Annotated in this window: 8 protein-coding genes and 2 pseudogenes; 4 read left to right on the forward strand and 6 right to left on the reverse strand. The window is 57.4% G+C overall.

What is annotated here, in order from left to right:
- The 4 genes from A8B84_RS02340 (at position 1) to A8B84_RS02355 (ending at position 4,956) form a co-directional block, all read left to right on the forward strand.
- A complete protein-coding gene (locus A8B84_RS02340) occupies positions 1 to 1,407 on the forward strand; it encodes a di-heme oxidoredictase family protein (protein ID WP_064228591.1) in 1,407 nt (468 codons plus the stop codon).
- 9 nt (positions 1,408 to 1,416) lie between these two features.
- Entirely contained in the window at positions 1,417 to 2,451 is a 1,035-nt protein-coding gene (locus A8B84_RS02345; protein ID WP_064228590.1) for an imelysin family protein, read from the forward strand.
- A 13-nt stretch (positions 2,452 to 2,464) separates the two neighbouring features.
- Entirely contained in the window at positions 2,465 to 3,559 is a 1,095-nt protein-coding gene (locus A8B84_RS02350; protein ID WP_064228589.1) for a DUF1513 domain-containing protein, read from the forward strand.
- An 83-nt stretch (positions 3,560 to 3,642) separates the two neighbouring features.
- The gene (locus A8B84_RS02355) at positions 3,643 to 4,956 is read left to right on the forward strand and encodes a hypothetical protein (protein ID WP_064228986.1); all 1,314 of its coding nucleotides are present in this window, start codon (positions 3,643 to 3,645) and stop codon (positions 4,954 to 4,956) included.
- Positions 4,957 to 5,549: 593 nt separating this feature from the next.
- Here A8B84_RS02355 and A8B84_RS22075 read toward each other — a convergent pair.
- The 6 genes and pseudogenes from A8B84_RS22075 to A8B84_RS02380 form a co-directional block, all read right to left on the reverse strand.
- Positions 5,550 to 5,873, reverse strand: a pseudogene (locus tag A8B84_RS22075) (thrombospondin type 3 repeat-containing protein); the annotation flags it as partial.
- Between the two features lie 78 nt (positions 5,874 to 5,951).
- A pseudogene (locus tag A8B84_RS22080) lies at positions 5,952 to 6,500 on the reverse strand (thrombospondin type 3 repeat-containing protein); the annotation flags it as partial.
- A 16-nt stretch (positions 6,501 to 6,516) separates the two neighbouring features.
- Positions 6,517 to 7,587, reverse strand: a complete 1,071-nt coding sequence (locus A8B84_RS02365; RefSeq protein WP_064228587.1) for an OmpA family protein — start codon at positions 7,585 to 7,587, stop codon at positions 6,517 to 6,519.
- Positions 7,588 to 7,908: 321 nt separating this feature from the next.
- Positions 7,909 to 8,274 (reverse strand): DUF4870 family protein, encoded by a 366-nt coding sequence (locus A8B84_RS02370; protein ID WP_064228586.1) that lies wholly within the window; start codon positions 8,272 to 8,274, stop codon positions 7,909 to 7,911.
- A gap of 68 nt (positions 8,275 to 8,342) precedes the next feature.
- Positions 8,343 to 9,983 carry a methyl-accepting chemotaxis protein gene (locus tag A8B84_RS02375; protein ID WP_064228585.1) on the reverse strand — a complete coding sequence of 547 codons (1,641 nt, stop codon included), beginning with the start codon at positions 9,981 to 9,983 and terminating at the stop codon, positions 8,343 to 8,345.
- Between the two features lie 219 nt (positions 9,984 to 10,202).
- On the reverse strand, positions 10,203 to 12,206 hold the full coding sequence (locus tag A8B84_RS02380) for a PhoX family protein (protein ID WP_064228584.1): 2,004 nt from the start codon (positions 12,204 to 12,206) through the stop codon (positions 10,203 to 10,205).
- Between the last annotated feature and the right edge of the window lie 174 nt (positions 12,207 to 12,380).

Consider the following 12,380-nt stretch of genomic DNA (forward strand, 5'->3'; position numbering starts at 1 on the left):
ATGATGAGGCAGCTTGCTTTAATCGGGGCGCTGGCAATCGCCAGCGCCCACGTTACCGCCCAGACCCACGCGGGCTACCCAATCCAGACATCGCCGGCAACAGGGGGCGGTGGCACGGTACAACAGTCAGACACCAACGCTTACTCGCTTCCCCAGGGCAACCTGTCCATGACCAGGCGTCTGGATTTCAGCGTCGGCAACAGTTTCTTCCGGAACCCCTGGGTCGAAGCCCCGGCAAGCACTGATGCCCGTGACGGCCTGGGCCCGCTGTTCAATACCAACTCCTGCCAGGGATGTCATATCAAGGATGGTCGTGGACATCCCCCTGGTGTCGACGAACCGCCGGTGTCCCTGTTTCTGAGGCTGGCAGTTCCCGCTGACCCGGAGCGGGACGCCGAGATTCTGCGCAAGCACGGTTTTAAACCGGCGCCGGTATACGGCAGCCAGTTGCAGACCGCTGCGCTTCCCGCTGCAAAACCGGAGGCCGATCTGATCATTGAATGGACGCCGGTGAAAAAAACCCTTGCGGACGGCACTGTTGTTGAACTGCGCAAGCCTGTGTACCGCATCGAAAACCCAAACTACGGACCGCTGCCCGAGGACCTGCTGGTGTCACCCCGGGTAGCGCCGCAGATGATCGGAATGGGGCTGCTGGAAGCCATCCCCATTGAAGATTTGCAAGCTCTCCATGACCTTGATGATGCGGACCAAAACGGCATCTCCGGAAAGCTTAACCAGGTCTGGGATCTGGCAACGGAACAGACGTTGCCCGGCCGATTCGGCTGGAAGGCGGCCGAGCCAGATGTCCATCAACAGAGCATGGGTGCCTTCGCCGGAGATATGGGCCTGACCTCTACTCTGAAACCCACAACCGACTGCATGCCCGAGCAGCATTGTGAGCGATTCACTCACGGCGGCGATCCTGAGGTCAGCGACAAGGTCGCCAACTTCGTGACCTTCTATGCCAAGAGCCTCGCCGTTCCGGCCCGGCGCAATCTTGAGTCCGAATCCGTTCAACGAGGGGCAGAACTGTTCAACGAAATTGGCTGCGCGGGCTGTCATACTCCGCGACACCAGACGGGTGAGGTTGCTGACCGCCCGGACCTGAGCAATCAAACCATCTGGCCCTACACGGATCTGCTGCTCCACGATATGGGCCCAGCCCTGGCGGATGGACGTGATGAATTCCTGGCCAATGGCAACGAATGGCGAACGCCGCCGCTCTGGGGCATTGGCCTGGCCCAGGTGGTGAACCCGCAGGCCGGGTTCCTGCACGACGGTCGCGCCCGCACACTGGAAGAGGCCGTGCTCTGGCATGGTGGCGAGGCCCAGGCGGCCGCCGATCGCTACCGCCAGATGTCGTCGGAGGATCGCACGGCCCTGATCGATTTCCTGAATTCACTCTGAGGATCCGCCATGCACCCGATCACCAGACTTATGTGTACATCTATTCTGGCCGTGCTTTCGCCTCTGACGTGGGCAAACGATGCCAACGCCCAGGCCCGTCATCAGTGGCATGAGGGCATTGCAAACGGCTACGAGGCGTTGTCATCGGAGACCGCCGACCTGAACATGGCGGCCCGAAAATATTGCAACGCGCCTGCACCAGATAGCAGGAAACTACTGGAAGCAGCCTGGCTTGACGCTTTCCTGGCCTGGCAACGGGTGCGTTTCGTCGATTTCGGCCCGGTGGAAAACAACAATCTATCCTGGCAGTTCCAGTTCTGGCCGGATCCAAAGAATCTGATCGCACGAAAAGCCGCTTACCTGATCGGAAACGATGAACCGATCACTCCCCAGGTGATCAGCCAGTCCGGTGTCGCTGTGCAGGGCTTCCCGATGATGGAATACCTGCTGTTCGATCAGCAGCTCAATGCCGGGGACCATGCACTGCCTGCCGCCCGGACGTGCGAACTGCTGACCAACGTGGCCAGGCATGCGAAAAGCAACAGCGACGAGTTGATGGACGGATGGCAGGCTTTTCGGCCGCACTACCTGGAGACCGATCAATACCACGACACCACAATCCGCGCGGGGATGGCTGCGCTGGAAATCCTGGAAGAACGCCGTCTGGCCCAGCCCATGGGGCTTCGCGGCAACGGCAAACGCAATCCCTACATCACGGACGCCTGGCGTAGCGGCAACACCCTGATGACCGTTGAAGCCACTGTGGATGGGCTGCGACAGTTCTTTTTGCCGGGGCTCGCTACATTACTGGAAGCGATGGGAAAGTCCGATCTGGCGACGCGCATTCGCAAGCAATTCAGCGAGGTTCAGCAGAACTTTCCCGGCGCCCATCTGCCCATGGCAACCGCCCTGAACGAAGAAGACCAATTCCGGGTCTTGCAGAGCCTCTATGTCGATATTTCCCAGTTGGCCACGTTGGTCAATGACCAGGCGGCGGTTGCTCTTGGCGTGGTAAGAGGCTTCAATTCAAGCGATGGCGACTGAGGAGGCTGATCGTATGCTGTTGAACCGCAGGGCCCTTGTCAAAGCGTCCCTTGCCGGCGGTATTTCCGTGGGCCTGACCGGCTGCTCCCTGCTTCCCGGAAAAGCCTCGGGCCAACCTGACAGCTATGTCGGCGCCGTTGGCTTGCCGGACGGCAGTTTTGGAGTCAGCGCCTTCGACCGCAGCGGCAGCATCCTCTGGCAGACTCCGGTCGAAACCCGCTGCCACAGTGGATGCAACCGGCCTGGCATGGGTGAAACCGTCTTCTTCGAGCGCCGCCCCGGATGGTCGTTCTACGTGTTCGATGCCACTGCCGGCACCAGAAAACACCGTGTAGGCGCAAAAGCCGGCGAACACTTTGTCGGCCACGGGATTTTCTCGACCGATGGCCGCTGGCTGTACGTCACGGCCAGCCGGTACGAAAAGGGCGAGGGAATTATTGCGGTCTATGACGCCGAACAGGATTACCGGCGAACCGATACCTTTGATCTGAATGGCATCGGCCCCCATGAACTGACCCTGCACCCGGATGGCGAAACCCTGGTGATCGGGCTTGGCGGAATCCTGACCCACCCGGATTACGACCGCATGAAGCTCAATCTGGAGACCATGGATCCTGCCCTGCTGCTGATGGATCGTCATTCTGGCAACATCGTTGGCCGCTTCAAGCCGCCCCATCATCAGCAAAGCGCCCGTCATGTAAGCGTCAGCAACAGCGGACGTGTGTACGTGGCCTATCAGTACCAGGGGCCTCTCTATGAAACGCCGCCTCTGCTGGCGCGTCTTGAGAAGGGAACACTGCGCGAATACCGGTTTGACGAAGACACCCAGATAGCCCTGGCCAACTATATTGCCAGCGTGGTTGCCCACCCGGAAAACGACCTCGTTGCTGCTGCCTCGCCTGTTGGTGGCACAGCCATTGTCTTCAGGGGCAGTACCGGTGAACTCGTCAACCGCGTCTCCATAGCCGATTGCGCTGGCATCCAGGCCCTTGCCGGAGGCGACTTTCTGGTTTCCTCTGGCCGGGGAAAACTGGTTCAGCTGGGCGCGGCCACACCCGCCAGGGAACTTGCAGACCTCCCCGTTCACTGGGACCACCATCTGGTCTGATTGCCCGCAACTGCCGTACTCCGGGCTTAAGGATGCCGGGCAACACTGGTATCCTTCCGACTCATTTTCCGGAGGACAGCGGTTTGCCCGAGAGCAGAAAGGACACCATCGACCAGCTTTACAGCCTGATTGCCAACGAAGAAGATGCACGGGTCTGTAAAGACATACCGGAGGAGGCCTGTCGCGAGGTACCCCGTAATTTCTTCCTGATTCTCGCCAGCAACGTCCTGACCAAGCTGGGCGACCTGCTGATCAGCCCCAAAACCGTACTGGCCTGGCTGATGAGCGCCATCGGAGCACCCGCCCTGGTGGCCTGGCTGGTACCGATCCGGGAATCCGGCTCTCTAGTGCCACAAATGGTGATTGCAGCCTGGGTGCGCCGCAAACCTGTCCGCAAGTGGTTCTGGACCCTCGGAAGCTTCGGCCAGGCCGCCAGTGTTGTGGCCATGGCGGCCAGCATCTGGTTTTTCGAGGGTTATGCCGCAGGTTCCGGGATCATTGCAGCCCTCATTATGTTTTCCCTCGCCCGCGGATTCTGCTCGGTGTCCATGAAAGATGTGCAGGGCAAATGCATCCCGAAAACCCGGCGGGGAAGACTCGGCGGGCTGGCGTCCACCATTGGCGGCACCGCCACCGTTGTGTTGACCGCCCTGCTGTTCTGGGAACGCGGCGACCCGACGATTGCCTTTTACACAGTGCTCCTGCTTCTGGCAGGTGTGCTCTGGGTGATTGCCGGTTTTCTGTTTGCCGGAGTGGAAGAGTACGAAGGTGAAACAGGTGGTGGCGGCAACGCCATCAACGAGGCGTTCCGGAGCCTTTCCCTGCTCCACGACGATGTACCCTTCAGAAACTTCGTGATCACCCGAGCGCTATTGCTCTGCTCGGCCCTGGCGTCGCCCTACTTCGTGGTCCTTGCGCAGAAAGAATCCGACATTGGCTGGATGCTGGGTATCTTCCTGCTGGCCAGCAGTCTTGCCAGTTCGCTCAGTGCCAGCTTCTGGGGCTGGGCGGCGGACACCTCCAGTCGAAAAGTCATGATCCGTGGCGCTGCAATGGCCAGCGGTGTGTGCCTGATCGTCGGCTTCACCGCGCTCTTTATCGGGACGGAAATTGGCAGCGTCTGGTTTTACCCGATCGCCTTTTTTGTGCTGAGCATTGCCCATGCGGGCGTCAGGCTGGGGCGCAAAACCTATCTGGTGGATATGGCAGGGGGTAACAAGCGCACCGATTATACTGCAGTGAGCAACACGGTCATCGGTGTTCTGCTGCTTGTTACCGGCGGCCTGACCGCCCTCATATCAATGATTTCAGAGGTGGCGGTCATTATTGTCCTGGGCCTGATGGGGCTGGCCGGGATGGTCAGTGCCATACGGCTGAAAGAAGTCACCGAAGACTGAAACGAAAAGAGCCGCTTTGGTAGCGGCTCTTTTCATTCTTGCCTGAATGTGTATCAGGGCACTGACACGTCCGTTTTGCTCGCACAAACCGCGTGCACATTAACTTCATTGAGCAAAGACAGTAGCGATGGCGCAAACTCAATTTCAACGGAATCAAAGCGCTGCTCTGTCTGGAAAACAAGGAAGCTCGTGTCTGCTCCTGCGAGAAGACCGGACGCACCCAGCAGATCGAGATCCAGCACACCAGCACCAGAGCTCTCTTCCTGAACTTCCCCGTTAAGCCTGGTTCTCACGATCAGATCGCCGCCCAACAAGTCAGCCTGCAAAGCCTGAGCACTTTCGCTGAAGGCCACACCAAGAGCATTTGCACCAGGATAGGCAAAACCTGTGGTCGTCGCTACCCGCAAAGTCACAGTCGAAAGCCCCAGCAGATCGGTGTTCTGCATCGTCGCCACATTGGAGAGATCACTGTCTACCACATTGCCCGGAGACTGGACGTCGCAAAGAAGCCCAAACCCGAGCAGGCATCCGGACAGGTCTTTGGAGGCCTGGGCTGACAGGTCTGAGTCATTGGCGAGCAACGGTGTAAACTGTTCACCGTTAATTCCGCAGGCATATTCTGCATCGTTTACAAGATCGCAGGCATCTCCGATGCCGTCACCATCGGTATCGGACTGATCGGAGTTGGCGACTCTAGGACAATTGTCTAGAGACTGACCGAGTGCGTCCTCGTTATTGATACCGTCACCATCTACATCAGAATCGCAGACGTCCCCGATACCATCGCCGTCGAGATCCTCCTGCCCCGGATTCGCTATGGCAGGACAGTTATCGGCGCCGTTCGGAATACCATCGCTGTCGCCATCATTTTCACAGGCGTCGCCAACGCCATCACCGTCAGCATCTTCCTGACTCACGTTTGCTACCAGAGGACAGTTATCGCCTCCGTCAGTGGAATCAATAACACTGAAGGTTCCGTCGCCATCATCGGCTTTATCGGCGACCGTATCGCCATCGGTATCGGTGTCGCAGGCGTCTCCGATCGAGTCAGCATCAAGATCGGACTGACCATCGTTCGGCGCCAAAGGGCAATTGTCTCCTCCGCTGGAAGGCGCCAGTGCTGAGAAACTCCCGTCCCCATTATCTACCTTGTCGTCAACGCCGTCGCCGTCAGCATCGGTGTCACAAACGTCGCCAAACAGATCTGAATCCCGGTTCGCCTGATCGCTATTAGCAATATCGGGGCAATTATCCGAGCTATTCAGGATGCCATCGCTGTCCAGATCATTTGACGTCCCTATATCAGTATCGCAGGCGTCATCGACTCCGTCAGCGTCCGCATCTACGCCGGTGCTGGCAACAGTCGGGCAGGAATCCTCATTATCGGGAACGCCATCCTGATCTGCATCAAATACCGTCGTGCCACCATCGGAGCCGGAATCATCGGCTAACTCGGCTGGACTGCTGTCGGATCGGCATCCCGTTAAGCCGAAGATAAGAGCAACCAGAACTACCAAGGACCATCTCATTGTTCTTGAATTCATCTTTTCCACCCCACGCTCACTCGGAAATCACGTTGAACTCGACACGACGATTGCGCTCTCGTCCTTCTTCGGTTCCATTACTCCGGACTGGTCTGGCTTCGCCATACCCCTTGGCTTCCAATCGTTCCGGGGCTACCCCCAGATCAACCAGATAGTTGCGGACAGAGTCAGCCCGTTCCTGGGAAAGCGTGAGGTTATAGCTCTCCGCCCCGACGCTGTCTGTATGCCCTGCAAGTTCAACCCGAAGATCAGGCTGGCCCTTCAGGGCATCCGCGGTCTTAACCAGGATGTCCTTTGCATTGGCCGTCAGGCGAGCAGAGTTAAACTCGAAAGAGACACCCAGGAGAACAACGCTCTGCGCCTTGTCAGTCTCAACACAGCCAACCGAGTTCACCTGCAGCCCTTTGAGCGTGTTCGGGCATTGATCTACGCCATCCACTACCCCGTCCTCATCTGAATCCGCCATTCCGACAAGCTTCTCTTTCTCCACAACCACTGGTTTCTCGATGTACTGGATCTTTTCAACAACCTGGCGCTGCGTAGCCCCCAGAGGGAGGGTTATTCCGGCTGAAAGGTGGACATCTGAAAGGCCATCGTCAAAGGAGTCGTACAGATATCTGACCTCGGCCCGGAACCTCAGCCCGAAGTCAGTAGTGGGCGACGTCAGAAAACCCGCACCGAGGTTCCCGTAACCGCCAATTTCGCTTTCGTCATGATTCGCCACATCGTTCCTGGAGACGCCAAGCCCGGCGAGTGCAAAAGGCGTGAAACCTCTGTTTCGAAACAGCCGATAAGACATATCGATGCCAGCAGCTTGATGGTAATAGTCCGTCAATCCGGTACGCCCTGTCTCAAAGATACCGGCAGAAACCGTTGGCTCCAGCCACCAGTATTCTCCCAGCTGTTTACCGTAGCTGACTCTGAACGCCGTGCCGTATTCATCCGTTCGATCATCATCCGCGATGATGTAAGATCCCATGATCGACAGGTCGTTTCGGTATTCCAGCGTCTCTGCAGCAAGCCCTGCTGAAGCGAACGCAAGGAACAGGATTGGCAGCGGGGTGGATAGTTTTCGTGCTTTACTCATGCTCTCAATTCCTCTCTTGTTGTCATTGTCTCCACCCCGGAAGAGAGGTATGCGATCAATGCGCTTCGAGGTTAAGAAAGCTGGTGTGGTGGCACGATGGCCGAAATTTCCAGGATTCCCGTCAAAAATGACACCCTGTGGGGCCAAGAAGATTCATGTCGAGGAGGCCCAAAACAATAAGGCTTTGATTGTCAAATGGATGTGGTAACAGGCAAGCGGGGAGTTGGAATGCCCTTTCTAGAACTGAATACTGTCAGGCAAACGAAATTTTACATTGCCTGACAATATTACTCGAAATGCTTTCCAAACGTTGCGATTCGTTCAGGCGGGGGGTTTACCGTCATTCAGAGCCAGGGCCCCTTTCACAATCCGGTAGATGATCCAGATAGAAATACCAAGGAGAATAAACCAGCCGATGATAATCGGCGTGGTCACTATGCCAATCACGGTCCAGAGCAGGCCGATCCAGAAGGTGCGAATCTGCCAGCGGAAGTGCCGCTCCACCCAGGTATTACGTACGTCGTCCAATTTGACGTAGTTGATGATCACGCCCACCAGACCGGTGATGCCTCCTACGAAAAAAGACAGCGCCTGAAGGATGTAGACCACCACCGCCAGGTTACGCGCCGGGTCACTTCGGCGGGAGGCGGGGTCCGTGTCGGCAGGAATAAACTCCGGTTCGGCCAAGACAAGTCTCCTATTGATCTGTTAACCCGAGTCTACCACAGGCCCCGTGACCGATAATCCTGCCGCGGTCAGTGATTGTCCGGACGGTAACCCAGGCGGAAACCGCCCCAATGCTTGCCATTCACATAGATCGGCACTGAGAGATCATGCATGATTTCGCCGGTATCTCGACGGTAGGTTTGCAAAAGCATGTTCTCGGTGTGCGTTCCACAACGGATGCCTGTCCGGTCGTTGAACAGCCGCTTGCTCCGGCTCTTCACCAGATCCACCTTCGGATCTCCGGTCGGTGCGTGGGCGAAATCCCGGTTGTGGGTCGGTACATACCCGTCAGGCGCAGCGACTATGGCAAAGACGATGGCCTCATGTGCATTCTTCACCTGCTCCTGAATGGCCGGCAGATACTGGTCGGTAAACGTGTCAAAGCTGCTGGAGTATTTCGGAGGATGCGTGTTCGGTATGGGAGTGCGCTTCTTGTCGAACAGCGCGCTTTCGGAAAGCTTGCCTTCGCGGATGGCCTGTTCAAAGAGCTGACCAATCTGGTCAGCACCGGCCCTGGCCTGATCGAAGAAGGGGCGGTGATAGCTGGCTTCGCTGTTCAAGGCAAATGAAGCATTGGCTTTCTCCGCCAGCTCCATAAGCGTCGCAGCCTGTTCTGCGAGTGAAGAAACACTGGTATCACTTTCGGAGATCTGGTCCCGCACCGTTTCAATGGCCGAAAACACCTGGGTCAGGCTCTGCTCGTTGTTCTGGTCGATCTCGGCAATTCGGGCTACTTGCTGCTGAACCCGGTCCGACTGAGAACTAATCTGGTCCAATCGCTCGCCCACGCTCTCAACAGAGGTGAGCCCCTCCTCGATGCTGCGGGCGAGGTCTTCAATGCGGGACACGATCAGCGTGGTATCGGACCGTATTTCTTCCAGAGTTTCCGCCACTTCCCCTGTCGCCTGGGCGGTTCGACCAGCGAGCTGGCGCACTTCGTCGGCCACCACCGCAAAGCCGCGACCCTGGTCACCTGCCCTGGCCGCTTCGATGGCGGCATTGAGGGCAAGCAGGTTGGTTTGCTCTGCAATGCCCTGGATCGTGGTGGTCACCCCCTGGATCTTGTTGGACTTCTCGTTCAGCTCCTGGATCAGGCGCAGGTTTTCCCCTGACTGCTGGTGCACCGCCCGCACACTGTCTATGGCAGAGATCAGGGCTTCACGACCTTCGGTGCTGACCTGTTTGTTCTGCAGTGCCATGGTGGCTGCATCCGTGGCCTGCTCCGAGGACTCCCGGACGGTCTCGGTGATTTGGCCGGCGTATTCGGCCATCTGGGCGGTTTCTTCAACCTGTCGGTCAAGCCGGAGCTTCAGTTGATCGGCTGCAAAAGACACCTGGGCCGCGGAGATAGCGTTCTTATCGGCGCTCCCGGACAGCGTCTCCACCAACGCACGCCCCGCCCTGGCATCGGCAAGCAGTTGGCGGCACTGGGCCTGCAGCGGATGATCATCAGCCAGAGTGCCATCATTCAGCGCTTTGAGGCCTCGCTCCGTTGGCTCCAACACCCTGACAATGAGGAAGCCGCCAGCAGCCACCAGGCCGACGACAAGCCCGATCAGAATCGACGCAGGTTCCAGGCCTAGCAAAGGCGCCACCACTGCACAGACGACTGCAAGAACAACGGCAACCGCCACCCCCCATAGAACTGAAGCCCGATCCAGTAAGCCCATAGAAACCTCTTCTTTTTCGTTGCTTCTGCAAACATTTTGTTATTAAAGGCCATTGTGGAGACTAAAGAATTGACATGAGTTTATAACTCATACTTTAGTGTATTTATTAGTCATATCGGCGGGGAATAGCGTTTCTGAAACAAAAAACCGCAAACCCGACTCACTCTGTTACCGAGCGGGCCGGGTTTGCGGTGTTCAGATGACTACTTCGGCGTTGGCTCAGGCGCCAATAATGCCTCCGTCGTCCTTGGTAACGATGACAGTTGCATCACGCGGGCGCGGATCATTGGAATCCGGCCAGTTACCGTCAGGGTGCTGGATGTTGACGAACATGGTCTTCACATCCGGCGTGGAGACAACGCCGGTAACCTCACAACCAACGGGCCCAACAAAGAAGCGCTTGATTTCACGGGTCTCCGGGTTGGCAGCCAGCATCATGTTGTTCTGGTACGGCGCGGCATCAGAGCCGTCGGTCTGGATCCAGAGACGACCGTTGTAGTCGAACCACAGGCCATCCGGGCTGTTGAAGATGTTGTCGTCGGTAAGAGATACGATGACCTCGTCATCAACCACGGTTTCCGTACCCTGCTCGCCGGCGAACACGAAGATATCCCAGTCGAAGCTGGTGGCGGTGTGGTCGTTGCCTTGCTCGCTCCAGCGGATGATGTGGCCAGTGCGGTTATTGGCGTTCGGGTTGGCCGCATTAACCTGTTCCTCTGTCCGGCGGGAATTGTTGGTCAGGGTGAAATACACCTGGCCTGAATTCGGGTCAACCGCACCCCATTCCGGACGGTCCATCGGGGTTGCACCGGCAATATCGGCGGCCAGACGTGTGTTCAACAGAACATCAGCCTGGTTCTCAAAGCCGTCGAAGGCGACGTCGCCAACCGTGGTTCCAACCGCAGCATCAACCTTGGCCTTGAACTCGGCATCGTCGAGGTCCAGAGACAGCCAGTCGCCGGAGCCGTCATCGTTGAAGCGAGCAACGTACAAGGTGCCTTCATCGAGGAGGTATCCACCCGCTGTGGCGGCGTAGTAAGGCTTGGACGATACAAACTTGTAGATGTATTCGAACCGGGAGTCATCGCCTGAGTAACAAACCACCGGCTCGCCTTCCTTGACCGGGGCGAAGATCACACCCTCGTGGCCGAATCGGCCCAGAGCAGTGCGCTTCTGCGGCTTGCTTTCAGGAGTAAACGGATCGATTTCAACCATGTAGCCGTAAGTGTTGGCCTCGTTGCGATAGTCATCGGCAGCTGTTGCGCCAATAGTGCTTACATTGAATCGAACGTACTGGTCCTCAGCACTGTCGGCCAATTCCCAGTCATAACGACTGGAACTGCCCACGCCGTGGCGGGTCTGCTCGCGGGGCTGTGATTCGTCACTGTTGGCAAAATAGCCGTGCCAGTTTTCTTCAGCCGCGAGGTAGGTTCCCCAAGGTGTCGGCCCCATTGCACAGTTGTTAAGCGTGCCGCGGGTCTCGGTTGCATCCGGGCTGTACTTGGTGATCAGCTTGCTGTAGCCGCGAACCGGTCCACGAACATCCATCTCGGTGTTACCGGTGATACGACGGTTGAATGGGCTGCCAAACACAATGTCCCACTTGCCGTTGGTGTCCCGCTTGATGTGTACGACAGAAACACCGTGAGCTGCGATTTCCTTGCGAACTTCGTCCGCAGGGCGCATATCGTTCACATAGGTGGCTCCGTTGGCATGCAACGCGCCCTGGGCGATGTACTCATGGTTCATCACCAAAAGGCCTTCGGTTGAGCTGTTGCCGCCAGCCTTCTGGTCAATCGGGAAGAAGTGCACGCCGTCGTGGTGCATGCCCACCTGCTGCTCCTGCTCCGCACCGGTGTTGGTGCCATCAGGCTTATATTCAGGGTAAGACCCGGTGATGGGAGTGCCCCAGGGGAGGAATGTTTCGGAGGAGTAGCCTTCCGGAACAACCACCTCGTTGGCCGTTGATGTCGGGACCGCCTTGAAGCCAATATCCGTGCTGGACACGTTGCTGCTGGTGGTACTGTCGTCGCTGTCGCTGCCACAGCCGGCCAGCCCCAGACCCATGACGCTGGCGAGAGCAGCACCTACGCTGCCTTTCATCACGGTACGGCGCTGCATGCGCGCGGCCAGGACCTGGTGAAAGGGGGTGTTTTCAGTGTGGTTGACTACCGGCTCGTAGTTGGGATCCAGATAATTGGGATCAAGGTCGTGCTTAGCCATGTTATTGCCTCTCTCAAAAAAACAGCGGGTCAATGTTGTTGAGAGGCCAGTTTCGGCGGGAAATATGACAGTAAGCGGAAGTTAAAAAGACAAATTCGTTAACATTAGTTTACAAGAGCTGACGCCGGGGTAGAGCCTGTAAATAAATCTGTGTAACTGCCCACCTCACTATAG

Source organism: Marinobacter sp. EhC06, from assembly GCF_001650915.1.
Classification (GTDB): Bacteria; Pseudomonadota; Gammaproteobacteria; order Pseudomonadales; family Oleiphilaceae; genus Marinobacter.